The following is a 15,516-nucleotide window of genomic DNA, read 5'->3' as shown; positions in this document are numbered from 1 at the left end:
TCAGTTGTGCTCGCTCGGGCCCATGATGACGATGCGTTCGCTCGCCTCGACGTGGCGGACGAAGATATACTTGTCCTCGCGGCCGTCGCTGTGTTTGCGCTTGATGTCCGGCTGAACCGTTCCCGAGACCTTGGCGACCACTATATAGGGTGCCTCCATCGCGAGCGCCCTTGCGCAATGCACGTCGAACTCCTCCACGGTGCGCGCCGTATGGGCGTTCTCGACGCCGGCGCCGCGCGCGATCGCGGCAAGGTCGACGCGGCCCAGCGCCGTATGCGTCGGCGGGCCGCCGATCGACTGGTAGCACTCATTGTCCCAGACCACGATGAAGAGGTTTTTCGGTTGTTCGTTTCCGAGCGTGGCCAGGATGCCCAGATTGAAGAGCAGGCCGCCATCCGTATCGAGCGAAACGACGCGGCGGTGCGGCAGGCCGGCGGCGAGCCCGAAGGCCTGCGGCGTGACGCAGCCGAGTTGCTGCTGGAACAGGCTCGCCTCGCGCATATGCGGCGCGGCGTTGTACCACTCGTCGACGCTGCCGCCGAGCGAAAGGATCACCAACTCATCCTTCAACCGCGCGGCAAGCGCCTTCATGCAGTCGAAGCGTTTCATCGCACCACCTCGCCGCCGAGCGCCACGGCCGAATGGTAGTAGGACGCATAGGACCAGGAATAGGCGTCGACGATGGCGTGCTCGATCTTCGCCTCCTCGGTGACGATCCGGTACGGAACGCGCAGTGCGTTCAGCACCGGCTCCATGGTGATGCCATGCGGGATTGCCCACCAGTTGTTCTCGCCGAGCTCGCCGCGATAGCTCATCAGCATCACGACCGGGATGCCGGCTCCGAGGCCCATGCGGGCCAACGGCTCGACCGAGGCGCGCAAGCCGGAATTTTCCATGACCAGCGCCGCGCGCTTGCCCGACAGGAAGACCCCGCCGCAGATCGCCGCGCCCTCACCCTCGTTGGTGACGCGGATCGTGCGGATATCCGGATCGGCATCAAGCGCCGGGTAGAGCTCCTTGAACAGCGAATCGGGCAGGTAGCAGACGATGCTCACTCCCGCCCGCTTAAGCCCCCGAATGACCGCGTCGACCGCACTCTGCTTCATGACATCCCCTTCGGCCGGGAAGTCTCGCAAAGCTCAGTTGTTCGAGATAGGGACAAATTACTCTCTTTATCGATGCGCAAAATGCAACAACTAACCATGCAACGCCTCGACCATGCGGGCCAGCAGCGCCGCGAATGCGGAGGCCGCATCCGACATTTCGCGTTCCAGTCGGGCGAGCAGCATCAGTCGGTGCGGGTTCATGCGAGAATCGCGCAACGGCACGAAAACGATCGATCCGTCAGCCACTTCCGGTTCGATGCCGAGCTTGGTGCGAAGCACCACGCCGAGGTTGAGGCGCACCATCTCGGTCATCAGTCCGATCGAGTTGGTCCGCGACCGTCGCGTGATGTCGATCATGGAGCGCCCGATCGCATCGTCGATCGAAATGCCCAAAGCAAGGCTGTTGTCCGAGACGATGACCTGTTCGCCGGCAAGATCGAACAGCTTCACTTCCTTGCGGCCGGCAAGGCGACTGTCCGGATGAGCGACGACGCCCAGCGGCAGAGGCGTGCTCGCGATCTTGCGCACGTTGCGCGGCACGCGCACGTCGAAAGCAAGCGCCAGATCGCATTCGCCGTCGGCAACCGCATCGCAGGCGCGCTGCGACCCGGCGACATGCACATCGACCGATATCCGCGGATGGCGCTTCCAGAATTCCTTCAGTGCGTTCGGCACCAGCCCGCGCGCCGCGCTCTCCACGACTGCCACGGACAACGAGCCGCGGTTGAGGCCACTGAGATCGTTGATCTCGGACGAGGCGCGGGCCAACTCGGTGATGCTCTGACGCGCGTGGTAGAGCAGAAGCTCGCCTGCGCTGGTCAGTTTCAGTCGCTGGCGCACGCGTTCGAAGAGCGGTGTGCCCAGTTCGTCCTCCAGGCTCTTGATGACGCGGCTGATAGAGGATGGCGCCACGTTGAGCGCCTGCGCGGTCTGGCGCACCGAGCCCAGCCGCGCGACCATTTGGAAATAATGGATGCGCGGTGAGACCAGGCCAAGTCGGAAGGGATCCACTCAGGCGGCCTCGAAGGCGGGGACGATCTCCATTTCCGGCACCAGCACGAGACCTTTGTCGGTGATACGGATTTCGGGGATGACCGAGAGCGGGATGAGGTTGAAGCCCATATAGGGAATGCAGCAGCCGGCCGCCTCCCATTCCCGCTTGAGGATCTTCACCTCCTCTGCGACCTCGGTGACGCGCTTGTCGGACAGCAGACCGGCGATCGGCAGTTCGACCATGGCAGTCACTTTGCCGTCGACGACGACACAGACGCCGCCTTGCGTTTCCTCGATCGCCCGCAGCGCCACCTGCATGTCGGACTCGTTGAGGCCGGCGATGATGATGTTGTGGCTGTCGTGGCCGACGGACGATGCGACGGCGCCGCGCTTCAGCGTGAAATTGCTGAGCAGCCCGTAGGCGACGTTGCCGTCCGACTTGCCATGTCGCTCGACCACGGTGACGAAGCACAGGCCGTGGCGGTCGAAATGGTTCTGCCAGTCGTTGGCCGGATCGAGCGTGATCTTCTGATGGCCGAGCGTGATCCCCGGCAGTTCGGTGCGGATGGTATGCGCCACCACCTTGGCGGTTGGCAGGTCCGGCGTCAGCTTGATCTGCTTCGGCAGCTTCACTGTGTGGTAGGCCGTGTCCGGATAGCGGTAGCGGGTCGAGAGGGCCTGGTCGAGCAGCGGCGTGATCTTGCCGTCATCGACGACGAGTTCGCCGCCATACCACGTGCTGACGGGATCGAAGCCGTCGTCGAGCAGCACCAGGTCGGCACGGCGGCCGCCACCGAGGCCGCCGATTTCGCCTTCCATGCCGAAGCGCGTCGCGCCATGCAGTGAGCCCATAGACCAGGCCTGCTCCGGCGTCATGCCGGCCTTCATCGCCTCGCGCGTCACCCAGTCAAGGCCGAAGAGCATCAGGTCGTCAGCATCGCGGTCGTCGGTGCAGACCGCGATGCGCTTGTGCGAGGCTCCGAGTTCCGTGATCGTCTTGATCGCTGCGGGCAGGCTGTGCCACGGCGTCGTCGGCGGGCCGCCGCGCAGGAACAGCCAGATGCCGGCTTCGAGCATGTCGTCGGCGATCTCGTGGTTGATCGCCTCATGGCTGTCGGTGACGCCGGACGCTGCATAGGCCGACACGAATTCGCGTCCATAGACGTGTCCCGATACCGGGCGGCCGCGTTTCAGCGCCGCAGCGAGGATGGCATGGCTGCGTTCATCGCCCATAGCCACTGGCACGAAATCCATCTTCTCGCCGAGCGCCACGGCTTCCGGCCATTTGTCGAACAATGCGCCGATCTTCTCGGCTGTCAGGTCGCCACCGGCCGTTTCCAGCAACGGCGAAGTTGCCGGGACGGTGCTCGGAACCGTCAGGAAAATGGACAACGGCGCCAGGCGCGCGTCCTCCAGCATCGCCTCGATGCCAGCAACGTCCATGACGTTGCCGATCTCGTGGCTGTCGCAGAAGAGGGTCGTGGTGCCGTTGAGCAGCGCCGCCTCGGCATAGGCGCAGGCCGTCACCATCGAGGATTCGATGTGGATGTGCGGATCGACCAGGCCGGGGGCGACGATGCCGCCCCTGGCGTCATATATCCTGACGCTGCCGCCCTTATAAGTGCCGGCCGGCTTCACAGCGGCGATCCGCCCTCCCGACAACCAGATCTCGCGGCCTGGAAGCACGCGCTCCGAATAGGTCGACAACACGCGTGCGCCGGCAATGACCAGATCGGGATCGGCTCGCCCGGAAGCGACGCCGGCCAGCCGCCGGGTCATGGACGAGAGCGGCTGGACGGAAAGGCGTGTGAGAGAGGTCATTCTGTTGCTAGCCTCGTTCTCGTCGAATGTTGGGCGTCAATGGTAATCGGGGATGCCCGGCATGGTCGTGAAGCCGGGAAGCGCGCGGAAGCGACGCACCCAGCGGCGCAGCGCCGGATACTCGTCATGGTCGACGCCGAAATCGCGGCTCAGCGCAAAAGCCGGAAAAAGCGCGATGTCGGCGATGGTCGGGCGGTCCGCAGCGAACCATTCTTTTTTCTCGAAACCCCGCGCGGTCATATGGTCGTCCATGGCGCGGAGTGCGTGCGCGGCACCGGCCCTCAGCGCAGCCTCGTCGCCGCCGGCGCCGAACATGGCATGGCGGCGTGCGGCGCCGGCAACGCCGAGATCGCCGGTCGCGAAGAAAAGCCACTGCATCACCTTGGCGAAATCCGCCCCATCCGCCGGCAGCCATGCACCCGTTGAATCGTGGCTGCGCGCCAGATGGACGATAATGGCCTCGGCGCCGAACATCGTCACCTCGTCGTCGCGGAGAATGGGCAGGCTGCCCGCCGGGTTCATGGCCAGGAATGGCGGCGTCTTCTGCTCCGCCCCCGGAAATGCATCGACTGCAACGGTCTGCCATTCCAGGCCGAGCATGGAAAGCGCCAGCCGCACCTTATAGCAGTTTTCGTCCAGCTCGTAGTTGTAGAGCGTGATCCTCGCCATCATGCGGCCCACGTCGTCGAGGTCGCGCCGGTACGCCCGGTCTCGAGATGATGACGCAGCTCGCTCGTCCAAGCGAAGAAATGCTCCTGCCCCTTGCCGGCATACTTGGCTGCCGGCCCGTCAATCACGACGTGCAGGGCCGATCGTTTGTCGGTCAGTTCCTGCAGGCCAAGAAGCAGCGTGTGTTCGCCGACCGTCAGGCTGAACAGCATCCCGCTCAGCGCCTTCAGATCAGCGAGCCCGGATCCGCGGGAGAAGGGCCTGGGCGGCATGGCCCTCACGACATCGATCACCATTGCGGCGGGACTGTCGAGATACAGGCTGCGGACCGGCACCACCTCCTCTGGCAAGGCAGGCAGTTCGGGCAATGCTGCTGCCGGATCCAGTGCCGTCCAGACCATTCCAGCCGCCTCGGCCGTGCTGTAGACGGACACGGCAATGGACGCCGGCACCCTGAGATCGGGGTGGGCCGGAATGTATCGGCACTGGCCGGCCGCATCGTACTGCCAGCCGTGATAAAGACAGGCAATATGATCGCCGCGGACAAAACCGAAGCTCAGCTTCATGCCGCGATGCGGGCAGCGATCCTCCCAGACATGCGCTGCGCCGCTGTTGTCGCGCCACACCACCAGTTCGTTTCCGCCAAGGCGGATCCCGGCCGAACTGCCCGGCTCGATCGATCCCGACAGCGCCACTGGGTGCCATCCAGCCTGTATCGTCATCCTGCGTCTTCCTCTCTGGAATATCCCCGAATTTCGGCCCGTTCGCAGTCCATCACCAGACAGTCGATTGGTCCCAGGCTACATGCCATCTCGAAGGCATCGATGAGATCGGGCTGGCCCGAAACCTGGACGACAAAAAAATCGTCCGCGGCTTCGTGCACCAGCAGATCGAGATTGAGCCGAGCGGCACGCCTGTCGGCGAACTCGCTAAAGCTCGACGACACCATTTGGCCGACGAAGCGCAGGCGCGTTGTTTGAGGCGGAGGCGCAAGGTTCTGCGCTTCCAGTAAGTGCTTCATGCCTATATTTCTCCCGGCCTGCACATTTTTTAAGCAATTTTAGAATGTGTCTAGTTAGGCATCATTTTTTGGCTTGTGCAAGCCCCGTTTCCCTGACATCTGTTGCGTATCAGGTGATTGGACACTTGGAAAAAGCCGCGATTATCGAACAACTCGGCAGCCGTCCGTCGCCCAAGAAAACCAGGTGCGGCTTGGGATTGCCGGTCCGGGCGGGTGAGCGTCGATGTCGTTGTCAAGTTTCATTCAGCTTATACCCAAGGTCGAGTTGCACTTGCACCTCGAGGGTGCCGTCTCCACAGAGACATTCGCCGAGCTGGCGGCGCTGAACGCGGTGTCGCTGCCGGACGGCAGACCGACATCGGAGCTCTACAGCTACGGCAACCTGCTGGATTTCCTGAAGATTTACGATCTGGTTTGCGCCTCGATCAGGACTGCGGACGATTTCTCTCGCATCACCTTCGAGGCACTGGAGCGCTGCGCGAAGGCCGGTGCGCGCTACGTCGAACTGTTCTTCAGCCCGCATGCGCATCTGGCTCATGGCGTGGCCTATTCGACGATGCTCGAAGGCATCCTCGACGGCTTTCACTGCGCGAAGGAGCGCTATGGGCTTATAGCAAAGCTGATACCGGCGCATGCGAAGCCGCTCGGCGCGGCAGGTGGCGAGCGCTTCCTGGACGTGGTTCTGGCCGAGCGCCCGGCTGAGGTGATCGGCATCGGCTTCGATTACGACGAACGCCCGAACCCACCGCCGATGTTTGCGCGCATCGTCGAGCGAGCGCGGGCTGCCGGGCTCAATGTCACCAACCATGCGGGCGAGGACGGCCCGGCGGACTATGTCCGCGACACCATCGACATTCTCGGCCTGAGACGGGTCGACCACGGCTACCACCTGGTCGACGACCCCGCGCTGATGGAGCAGTGCAGGGAGATGGGCATCGTCTTCACCTGCTGTCCGAGCACGACGCTGGCCACCACCGTCTGGCGTGACCTTTCCGCGCCCGACCACGCGATCCGCCGCATGATCGAGGCCGGGCTTACCGTGACGATCCACTCCGACGATCCGCCCATGTTCGCCACGACGCTCGACCGCGAATACGCGCTGATCGCGGAGAATTTCGCGCTCGGGCCGCCGGCACTGAAGCGGATCGCGCTGGCTGGCCTGTCCGCCGCATGGCTCGACGACGACATCAAGCAGGCATGGCTGGCCGACTGGTCGGCAGAAATCGACCGCCTCATGGAAACCGAACTGTCTCTCCCGAACTGAACACAACACGGAACAAAGGACCGACGCATGATCGACCTGCGCAATCTCTCCCGCCGAGGCTTCCTCAACATGGGCGCCGCAGCCGGCGCCTCGCTGCTCCTGCCGAAATCCGGCCTTATCACGCCCGCCCATGCACAGACGCCGCTCGCCGCCGTCGCCGAGGAAAACGCTGTCATCGCCTTCGGCCACACCGGTCCGGTGACCGATGAAGGCTGGACCTGGAGCCACGACCAGGGCATGAAGGCCGTGCAGGAAGCGTTCCCGAAGCTGAAGACGCTGTTCGTCGAAAGCATCCCCTATTCGGCCGACGCGACCCGCACCTTCCGCCAGTTCGTCTCGGAAGGTGCCAACATGGTGTTTGCCACCTCCAACTATGGCGACTTCCTCTACGACGTGGCCAAGCGTTCGCCGGACGTCGCCTTCTATGAATGCGATGGCCGCAACCCGCTCGAAAATCTCTCGACCTATTACCTCGCCCATTGGTACCCGACCTACGTCACCGGTGTCGCCGCGGGCCTGATGAGCAAGAGCGGCAAGCTCGGCTACGTCGCCTCCTTCCCTGTTCCGTCGGTCTTTTCCGGCACCAACGCCTTCCTGATGGGCGCCCGTTCGGTCAATCCCAACGCCACGGTGCAGACCATCGTCATCAACTCGTGGTTCGATCCGCAGGCTGCCACCCAGGCCGGCACCGCACTCATCGATAACGGCGCCGACCTTCTGTTCGGCATCATGGACGAAGCAGGCTATCTGCAGGTGGCCGAGCAGCGCGGCGCGAAGGCCGTCATGTGGAATACCGACATCCGCCGCTACGGGCCGAAGGCCTACGTCTCCTCGATCGCCATCGACTTCAAGAAATTCTATGTCGACCAGGTGCGCCTGCGCCTCGAAGGCAAGTGGACGCCCTCGCAGACCATCCTGCCGATGGGCGGCGGTATCGACCGCGATGCCTGGGGCGAGACGGTGCCCACCGAGGTCGCAAAGCAGGCCGATGCCGTGCGCGACAAGATTCTCGGCGGCTGGAGCCCGTTCGAGGGCGAGATCAAGGACACCAAGGGCAACGTCAAGGTGGCTGCCGGCCATCGCATGACCGAAGAGGAACTCTACAACTGGGATTGGTCGATCGAAGGCGTCAGCGGCCTCCAAGCGTGATCCCGAAAGATTGCAGAGTTTTCGGATAGACTATGCGGCAGAAGGCAAAGAGCTGAGCGGGATGAATGATTTTGTTCCAGTTCATCATGCTTCGAGCGAGCACCGCTACGGCGGCATGGAGGTGCCGTCCACCTCCCCGGGGCGTTACGAGCCTGGCTCCGGCGCGCCGCCGCTCGTGCTGCTCAAGGGCATCAGCAAATATTTCCCCGGCGTCGTTGCCAACCAGGATGTCGACCTGGACGTGATGCCGGGGGAGATCCACGCCTTGCTCGGCGAGAATGGCGCCGGCAAATCGACCTTGATGAACATCCTCACCGGCATCTATCAGCCGGATGCCGGTGAGATCGTCGTCGACGGCTATGCCAAACGTTTCGCATCTCCAGTCGATGCGATCTCCGCCGGTATTGGCATGGTCCACCAGCATTTCAAGCTGGTGACCGCCTTCACGGTTGCCGAGAATATTCATCTCGGCTGGTCCGAAACGCCCAAGCGTATTGGCTCGTCGGTGCTCGAGGCGCGGACTGCCGCACTGGCCGACAAGCTGAACCTCGCGGTACGGCCATCCGCGCGCGTCGCCGATCTTTCGACCGGCGAGCAGCAGCGCGTGGAAATCCTACGCGTGCTCGCGCGCAACGCTCGCGTTCTGATCCTCGACGAGCCGACTGCAGTGCTTACTCCGGCGGAAGCGCGCGAGCTCTTCAAGGCGCTCAAGCAGTTCGTGTCCCGGGGCAATGCGGTGGTCTTCATCAGCCACAAGCTCGACGAGGTCCTGGAGATATCCGACCGCATCACCGTGCTGCGCGGCGGCCGCAAGGTGGCCACCGAAAAGACTGCGGACTGCGGCGAGAAGATGCTGGCGCGCCTGATGGTTGGCCGTGAGATCGTGCTTAGCAATCTGCGTGCCAGGCAGCCAGGCGCGGCCGGCATCTCCGCCGAGCCGGTGCTCAGCCTCAAATCCGTCGTCGCGCGTGACGACGTGGGCGGCATCCTTCTCGACGAGGTTTCGCTCGACATCCATGCCGGCGAGATTCTCGGCATCGCCGGTGTGGCCGGCAACGGCCAGAAGGAGCTGACCCAGATCGTCACCGGCTTACGGCCGATCCACTCCGGCCAGATACTGCTCGGCGGAAAGGACGTCACGACCGCCGGCGCGGTCGATTACGCGAAGTTCGGCGTCGGCCACATTCCCGAAGACCGGCTGCACAGCGGCCTGGCGCCGGCGCTTTCAATCACCGATAACGCCATAATCCGCGAATATGCGTCGCCGCCTGTTTCAAAGGGCTTTGCGTTCCGACCGCGCCTTGCGGCAGCTCTCGCGCGCACGATCGCCGAAGCGGCATCCGTTGCGGTGCCCGATTTCGGCATGCCCATGCGCAACCTTTCCGGCGGCAACCAGCAGCGCCTCGTCGCACGCCGCGAGATGCGCATCGCAAGCAAGGTTCTGATCGCCGCCTATCCGAGCCGCGGCCTCGATGTCGGAGCGATCAACACGATGATGCACTACCTCGTCGAATTGCGCGATGCCGGCGTCGGTGTGCTCTTCATTTCCGAGGAGCTGGAAGAGCTGTTCAACCTGTCGGATCGCATCGCCGTGATGTTCCATGGCAGGATCATGGGCGCGGTGGAGACTGCCTCCACCGACATCGAGGAAATCGGCCTGATGATGGGCGGGCAGATGCGGTCCAGTGCTGGCGCCCAGGCCGCTGCCGGGAAGCACTGACCTTGGCGATCAAGCTTCAGCGCGTTCCATCCGCGCAGCCCTCCGTTGCCTTTGCGGCACGTGCCCTGGCGATCGTGCTGGCGCTGGGGGTCGCCGGCCTGGTTCTGGCCGCTCGCGGCAATGCTCCCGTCGAACTCGCCTGGGAGGTGCTCAGCTCGACTTTTGGCTCGAGCTTCGGGCTGGAAGACGTCGGACTTCTGGTCACTCCCCTGATCCTGACCGGCCTGTCGGTCTGGGTAGCGCTGAGAATCGGCGCCTGGAACATCGGCGCGGAGGGCCAATTCTATGCCGGCGCCTTCAGCGCCACGGCGGTCGCGCTGTTCATTCCCGGCCCGACCTGGCTGATCCTGCCTGTTATGTTCACCGCTGGCGCGCTCGGCGGGCTGCTCTGGATACTGGTGCCGACGCTGGCGCGCGCCTACGCCGATGTCAGCGAACTCATCACCACCCTGCTTCTGAATTTCGTGGCGACGCTGATGGTTTATTACGTCGCCACCGGCCCATGGCTCGACCCGAGCGGCCATGCGCTCGCGACCACTGCACGTCTGCCGCATGACGTGCCTGAATTCTGGGGTATCGTGCACTACGGTTTCCCGCTGGCGATCCTGCTCACTTTTGTCATCGCAGGACTGCTCAACTACACGCGCTGGGGTTACGAGGTGCGGGTCGCTGGGTCGAACCCGAGCGCGGCGCTTTATGCGGGCATGCCGTTCCGGCGCCGCCTGATCGTCGTCCTGCTGATGTCGGGAGCGATCGCCGGCATCGCCGGTATGCTGGAAGTAGCTGGCACGGTGCATCGCCTGCAGGGCGGCATCTCCAACAATTTCGGCTATCTCGGCATCATGGTCGCGGTGCTGGCGCGCGGTTCCTCACTTGGCGTGCTCGCAGGCGCGGCTTTGATGGGCGTCATCCTGAATTCGGGCATCATCCTGCAGACGCAAGGCATCACCGTCTCGGCCGTGCTCGCCATCACCGGACTGATCCTGTTCTTCACGGCGATCGGCAACGAACTCGCTCACTACCGCATCACGCGGACCGAACCGGCCGCGAGCTGAGGAAACACCCATGGACATGATCGCCGGACTGATCCAGACCTCCATTCTCGCCGGCGGCGTGCTGGCGCTGGCGGCGCTGGGCGAGACGCTCTCCGAGCGCGCCGGCGTCGTCAATCTCGGCGTCGAAGGGCTTATGGCACTCGGTGCAATCACTGGCATCGCGGTCGTCGTCGCCACGCCGCACCCTATGCTCGGCTTCGTCCTTGCGCTTGCCGTCGGTTTCCTCGTTGGCTGCGTCTTCGCTCTTGGCACCGTCGTCGTCAAAGCGAACCAGGTGTTGTGCGGCCTGGCGCTGACGCTGATGGGCACCGGCATGGCCGCAACGATCGGTCGCGCCTATTCCGGCATGCCGGCGCCGGCGACCTTCGCGCCGATCGCTATTCCCTATCTTAGCGACATCCCGCTGCTCGGTCGCGCGATCTTCACGCAGAACATCCTTGTCTACCTGATCTACATCGTCCTGCCGGTTGCGCTGCACTACATCATGTTCCGCACGCGCCACGGGCTGAACATGCGCGCGGTGGGCGAAAACCCCGCGGCAGCCGACGCCGCCGGCATTTCGGTGCAAAGCATCCGCTTCTGGTATGTCGCCGCGGGCTCGGCGCTGGCGGCCGGCGCCGGCGCTTACCTCACGCTTGCCTTCGTTCCCTCTTGGTCGGAAGGCGTCGTGGCCGGCCGCGGCTGGATTGCCGTCTCTCTCGTCATCTTCGCAGGCTACCGGCCCCTCAACGCCGTGCTGGCCGCTCTGCTGTTCGGTCTCATCACCTCTCTCGGCTTCGTCGGCCAAGCACGCAACTGGCCGATCGCGGCGCCGATCCTGTCGATGCTGCCCTATCTCGGCACGATCGCCCTGATCATCGTGCCGGTGCTTGCCTGGCAGCGCATGCGCCGGGTAATGGCCGCGCCGGCTGCTCTCGGCGAACCCTATTTCCGCGACATGCGTTGAGACCATCATGCCCCGCCTGCTTGTCAAGAACATCGATCTGCTCGCCACCTTCGATGGTACGCGCCGCGAGATTTCCGACGGCGCCTTGTTGATCGACGACAACGTCATCGAAGCGGTCGGCACCACCGCGGAACTCAGTGCCTCCAGTGCCGACGAGGTGCTCGACCTATCGGGCCATGTCGTCATGCCGGGCATGGTGAACACGCATCATCATATGTACCAGAACCTCACCCGTGTGATGGCTCAGAACGACGAGCTGCTTGTCTGGCTGAAGACGCTCTATCCGATCTGGGCCGAGCTCGACGACGATGCGATAGGCGTCTCGGCGCGCGTAGCGATGGCCGAGCTCATCCATTCGGGCTGCACGACCAGCTCCGATCATCTCTACATCTTGCCCAACAACTGCACGCTCGACGCGACGATCGGTGCGGCCCGCGATATCGGTCTGCGTTTCCACGCTGCGCGTGGAGCCATGTCGCGCGGCGAAAGCCAGGGCGGCTTGCCGCCGGATCGCTGCGTCGAAAAGGAAGAGGATATCCTGAAGGATGCCGAACGGCTGATCGGCGGCTATCACGACGCGTCGCGGCATTCGATGAGCCGAATCATCCTGGCTCCTTGCTCGCCGTTCTCGGTGACTCCGGAGTTGATGCGCGATGCGGCATCGCTGGCGCGCAGCCACAAGGGCGTGAACCTGCATTCGCACCTTGCCGAAGAGCTTTTCGAGGAGAAGTACTGCCTCGAAATCTATGGCAAGCGGCCGGTCGAGTTCGCCGAATCCGTCGGCTGGCTCGGTGACGACGTCTGGTTCGCCCACTCGATTTTCATGACCAGCGACGAGATCGACCGCTTCGCCGAAACCGGCACCGGGGTCGCCCATTGCCCGTCGGCTAACATGCGCTGCGGCCAGGGCATCGCGAAGATCCGCGAGATGCTCGACAAGGGCGTGAAGGTCGGCCTTGGCGTCGACGGCTCGGCCTCGAACGACACGTCGAACCTGTTCATGGAAGCGCGGCTGGCGCTGATGCTTCAGCGTGTCGCGCCGCACCACTACCTCTCCGAAAAGCCCGGCGGCCGCGGCGGTTTCGGCGGCACGCCGACGGCGCTGTCCGCGCGCGAGGCCCTCGAAATGGCGACGCGCGGCGGCGCTGCCCTGCTCGGTCGCAATGACATCGGCCATCTCGCGCCCGGCATGTGCGCCGACTTCATCGCGGTCAAACGCAGCCAAGTCGGCCTTTCCGGGACCGAGCGCGACCCGCTCGCCGCGCTGGTGCTTTGCGGACCCTTCAAGGTCGACTATTCCTACATCAACGGCCGGCAGATTATCGCGAGAGGCGACTTCGCCTCTTTCGATGTCGAGGCGGCGATGGCCGACCACCGGGCTGTGATGGACCGCATCTATCGGCAGTGAGATAGCACAGGAAGGACGCAACAATGACCATTAAGCGAGCTGCGGAGCAGGCGGCCCTCGATCAATGGTATTGCATTGACGCGCTGAACGAGATTCCGGTCGGCACGATGGCGAGCCGGCTTCTGGGCATCGATCTGTTGGTAGCCCGCGATACGGCAGGCGCGGTCAATGTGTCGCGTGCCGGCGACGGCAGCCAAGTCCCGGCCAAGGAACGCTACGGCTATCTATGGATCACGCTCGGCATGCCGGCCGGCGATGTGCTGTCGATCCCGGAGGCCTATGAGGACGATCGCCGGCCTGTCGTTTGCGGAGCGATCGCGGTAAAGGCGTCCGGCCTGCGCATCGTCGAGAATTTCCTCGACATGGCGCATTTCCCCTTCGTCCATACCGACATATTGGGCGCCGAGCCGCACACGGAAGTGCGGCATTACACAACCGAAATCCGCCGCGACGTGGATGAGGTGTGGGCGACCAACTGCGAATTCTTCCAGCCGCAGGCAGCACTCTCGGCGACCGGCGGCATCATGACCCAATACATGTACCGGGTCGCCAATCCTTTCGCGGTGATGCTCTACAAGACCTGCCCCAACTCGGCCACCCGGTTGGACGTGATCTGTCTGTTCGTGCAGCCCCTCGATCCGGACCGCTGCCGCGCGCACCCCGTCATGTTCCTGATCGACGACGTATCGACCACGACCGAACTTGTGCAGTTCCAGCAGCTCATCTTCCTGCAGGACCGCATCATCCTGGAGAACCAACGGCCACTTCTTTTGCCGCTCGAGCCGCGCGCGGAAATCCCGACGCGGGCCGACGGCTCGTCGATCGCCTATCGCCGCTGGCTGAAGGAGAAGGGCATCACCTACGGCACGACGGCGCAAGCCGCATGAGCGGCAGCCCTTCCGATATTGTCATCGGCATCGACGGACGGGCAATCGCGCTCTGGCGCTTCGCGACGGCAGTGCGTAGCTGTTCTTCGGCGGAGGACAGGTGAGCGACCTGAGCGGCAAGACGCTTCTGGCCAGCGGCTTTCACGCGCCGGAGCGCGGGCTCGTGGAAGAGTTGCTCCATGCCCTGATCGCAATCGATCAATCAGGCATCATCGTCTCGGTGCTGCATCCGCATGATGCCGGCTATGACGAGGCGCTGGAGGCCGCGCGCCGGACCGGTTCGCTGGCGACCTTGCCGGCGCAGAGTTATCTGCTGCCCGGCTTCGTCGATCTTCACGTGCACGCGCCGCAATATCCGCAGCTCGGCCGGGCGCTGGACGTGCCGCTCGAGGCCTGGCTCCACAAACACACGTTTCCCCTGGAGGCGCGCTACGCCGATCTCGCCTTCGCGCGGCGCAGCTACGGCCTGCTGGTCGACGACCTGATCGCTAACGGCACGACCACAGCGCTCTACTTCGCAACCATCCACCAGGACGCGACAAGGCTGCTCGTCGACATTTGCCTCGAACGGGGGCAACGTGCGCTGGTCGGCAAAGTGGCGATGGACAATCCCGACGAGTGCCCGGCCTACTATCGCGATACCTCGGCGGACGCGGCCATCGATGGCACGCGCGCTCTGATCGACTACGTGCATGGGCATCCGGACAATGCCACGGGACGGGTAAAGCCGGTCATTACGCCGCGCTTCATCCCCTCCTGTACCGACGCCGCCCTCAAAGGGCTCGGCACGCTTGCGCAGGAATGCGGCTGCCATGTGCAGACGCATTGCTCGGAGAGCGACTGGGCGCATGGCTACGTGCTGCAGCGCCACGGGATCAGCGACACGTCTAGCCTTGATCGCTTTGGCCTGCTGCGCGCCGGCAGCGTGCTCGCGCACGCCAATTTCATTACGCTTGCCGACATGGAGACGATCCGCGTGCGCAAGGCGGCCGTGGCGCACTGCGCCGTCTCCAACGCCTACTTCGCAGGCGCCGTGTTCCCGTTGAGGGCGGCCCTCGAGAAGGGTGTCAAGGTCGGGCTCGGCACCGACATTTCCGGGGGACCGAGCGCCTCGATGTTCGATGCGATGCGCGCGACGGTCATGTCGTCGCGCATGCTGGAAACCGGCACCGACCCGGCGCTAGCGGCCGAGACGCGCGGCACGGCCGGAACAGCACGCGTCGACTTTCGCGAGTCCTTCCACCTGGCGACGGCAGGCGGTGGCGCGGCACTCGGCTTGCCTGTGGGGCGATTCTCTCCTGGCTACCATTTCGATGCGATCCTGGTCGACACCGCCGCGCCCAGAGGCACAATTCACCTGTGGGACGAACTCGACGACGGCGACGGCATCCTTCAGAAGATCGTCTACTCCGCTTCCAGGGCCAACATCGCGTCGGTCTGGGTCGGCGGGAGAGCTGTTCTCGCCTAAGCGGACCGG

The 15,516-nt window shown here is 64.1% G+C and carries 15 protein-coding genes; 8 read left to right on the top strand and 7 right to left on the bottom strand.

The features are described from left to right. The 7 genes from NKJ20_RS09290 to NKJ20_RS09260 form a co-directional block, all read right to left on the bottom strand. Positions 1-609, bottom strand: a complete 609-nt coding sequence (locus tag NKJ20_RS09290; protein WP_352449815.1) for a thiamine pyrophosphate-dependent enzyme — start codon at positions 607-609, stop codon at positions 1-3. After that, positions 606-1,106 carry a thiamine pyrophosphate-binding protein gene (locus NKJ20_RS09285; protein WP_352743688.1) on the bottom strand — a complete coding sequence of 167 codons (501 nt, stop codon included), beginning with the start codon at positions 1,104-1,106 and terminating at the stop codon, positions 606-608. The genes NKJ20_RS09290 and NKJ20_RS09285 overlap by 4 nt, the downstream gene beginning before the upstream one ends. Positions 1,107-1,196: 90 nt before the next feature. Next, positions 1,197-2,117, bottom strand: a complete 921-nt coding sequence (locus NKJ20_RS09280; RefSeq protein ID WP_352743686.1) for a LysR family transcriptional regulator — start codon at positions 2,115-2,117, stop codon at positions 1,197-1,199. Beyond that, a complete protein-coding gene (locus NKJ20_RS09275; protein ID WP_352743685.1) occupies positions 2,118-3,920 on the bottom strand; it encodes an adenine deaminase in 1,803 nt (600 codons plus the stop codon). Positions 3,921-3,956: 36 nt separating this feature from the next. Continuing rightward, on the bottom strand, positions 3,957-4,592 hold the full coding sequence (locus NKJ20_RS09270; RefSeq protein ID WP_352743683.1) for a glutathione S-transferase family protein: 636 nt from the start codon (positions 4,590-4,592) through the stop codon (positions 3,957-3,959). Continuing rightward, positions 4,589-5,311, bottom strand: coding sequence for a Rieske 2Fe-2S domain-containing protein (locus NKJ20_RS09265; RefSeq protein WP_352449819.1), 723 nt, complete (start codon positions 5,309-5,311; stop codon positions 4,589-4,591). The genes NKJ20_RS09270 and NKJ20_RS09265 overlap by 4 nt, the downstream gene beginning before the upstream one ends. Beyond that, on the bottom strand, positions 5,308-5,610 hold the full coding sequence (locus NKJ20_RS09260) for a hypothetical protein (RefSeq protein WP_352743681.1): 303 nt from the start codon (positions 5,608-5,610) through the stop codon (positions 5,308-5,310). The genes NKJ20_RS09265 and NKJ20_RS09260 overlap by 4 nt, the downstream gene beginning before the upstream one ends. Positions 5,611-5,833: 223 nt before the next feature. Between NKJ20_RS09260 and add the strand changes: the two genes are divergently transcribed. The 8 genes from add to guaD all read left to right on the top strand — a co-directional run bounded on the left by add (position 5,834) and on the right by guaD (position 15,507). Then, entirely contained in the window at positions 5,834-6,874 is a 1,041-nt protein-coding gene (gene add, locus NKJ20_RS09255; protein WP_352743679.1) for an adenosine deaminase, read from the top strand. A 27-nt stretch (positions 6,875-6,901) separates the two neighbouring features. Next, positions 6,902-8,023, top strand: coding sequence for a BMP family ABC transporter substrate-binding protein (locus NKJ20_RS09250; protein WP_352449822.1), 1,122 nt, complete (start codon positions 6,902-6,904; stop codon positions 8,021-8,023). A gap of 115 nt (positions 8,024-8,138) precedes the next feature. Next, complete coding sequence (locus NKJ20_RS09245; protein ID WP_352743723.1) at positions 8,139-9,743, top strand: ABC transporter ATP-binding protein; 1,605 nt, start codon at positions 8,139-8,141, stop codon at positions 9,741-9,743. Positions 9,744-9,745: 2 nt separating this feature from the next. Then, positions 9,746-10,798, top strand: a complete 1,053-nt coding sequence (locus NKJ20_RS09240; RefSeq protein WP_502894821.1) for an ABC transporter permease — start codon at positions 9,746-9,748, stop codon at positions 10,796-10,798. Between the two features lie 10 nt (positions 10,799-10,808). Further along, entirely contained in the window at positions 10,809-11,744 is a 936-nt protein-coding gene (locus NKJ20_RS09235) for an ABC transporter permease (protein ID WP_352743678.1), read from the top strand. A gap of 7 nt (positions 11,745-11,751) precedes the next feature. Then, the gene (locus tag NKJ20_RS09230; protein WP_352743676.1) at positions 11,752-13,152 is read left to right on the top strand and encodes an 8-oxoguanine deaminase; all 1,401 of its coding nucleotides are present in this window, start codon (positions 11,752-11,754) and stop codon (positions 13,150-13,152) included. Positions 13,153-13,175: 23 nt separating this feature from the next. Further along, the gene (locus tag NKJ20_RS09225; RefSeq protein WP_352743675.1) at positions 13,176-14,039 is read left to right on the top strand and encodes an aromatic ring-hydroxylating dioxygenase subunit alpha; all 864 of its coding nucleotides are present in this window, start codon (positions 13,176-13,178) and stop codon (positions 14,037-14,039) included. Positions 14,040-14,139: 100 nt separating this feature from the next. Further along, on the top strand, positions 14,140-15,507 hold the full coding sequence (gene guaD / locus NKJ20_RS09220) for a guanine deaminase (RefSeq protein ID WP_352743673.1): 1,368 nt from the start codon (positions 14,140-14,142) through the stop codon (positions 15,505-15,507). The last annotated feature ends 9 nt before the right edge of the window (positions 15,508-15,516 follow it).

It is taken from the genome of Mesorhizobium sp. M0185, assembly GCF_040322175.1.
Lineage (GTDB): Bacteria > Pseudomonadota > Alphaproteobacteria > Rhizobiales > Rhizobiaceae > Mesorhizobium.
This window is presented reverse-complemented; position numbering and strand designations above follow the sequence as displayed.

Bases quoted from the DNA above. Each gene is read 5' to 3' on its own strand.
- NKJ20_RS09265 (WP_352449819.1), bottom strand. From the start codon at position 5,311: ATGACGATACAGGCTGGATGGCACCCAGTGGCGCTGTCGGGATCGATC.
- NKJ20_RS09290 (WP_352449815.1), bottom strand. From the start codon at position 609: ATGAAACGCTTCGACTGCATGAAGGCGCTTGCCGCGCGGTTGAAGGAT.
- NKJ20_RS09235 (WP_352743678.1), top strand. From the start codon at position 10,809: ATGGACATGATCGCCGGACTGATCCAGACCTCCATTCTCGCCGGCGGC.
- NKJ20_RS09250 (WP_352449822.1), top strand. From the start codon at position 6,902: ATGATCGACCTGCGCAATCTCTCCCGCCGAGGCTTCCTCAACATGGGC.
- add (WP_352743679.1), top strand. From the start codon at position 5,834: ATGTCGTTGTCAAGTTTCATTCAGCTTATACCCAAGGTCGAGTTGCAC.
- NKJ20_RS09270 (WP_352743683.1), bottom strand. From the start codon at position 4,592: ATGATGGCGAGGATCACGCTCTACAACTACGAGCTGGACGAAAACTGC.
- NKJ20_RS09245 (WP_352743723.1), top strand. From the start codon at position 8,139: ATGGAGGTGCCGTCCACCTCCCCGGGGCGTTACGAGCCTGGCTCCGGC.
- NKJ20_RS09230 (WP_352743676.1), top strand. From the start codon at position 11,752: ATGCCCCGCCTGCTTGTCAAGAACATCGATCTGCTCGCCACCTTCGAT.
- NKJ20_RS09225 (WP_352743675.1), top strand. From the start codon at position 13,176: ATGACCATTAAGCGAGCTGCGGAGCAGGCGGCCCTCGATCAATGGTAT.
- NKJ20_RS09285 (WP_352743688.1), bottom strand. From the start codon at position 1,106: ATGAAGCAGAGTGCGGTCGACGCGGTCATTCGGGGGCTTAAGCGGGCG.
- NKJ20_RS09260 (WP_352743681.1), bottom strand. From the start codon at position 5,610: ATGAAGCACTTACTGGAAGCGCAGAACCTTGCGCCTCCGCCTCAAACA.
- NKJ20_RS09275 (WP_352743685.1), bottom strand. From the start codon at position 3,920: ATGACCTCTCTCACACGCCTTTCCGTCCAGCCGCTCTCGTCCATGACC.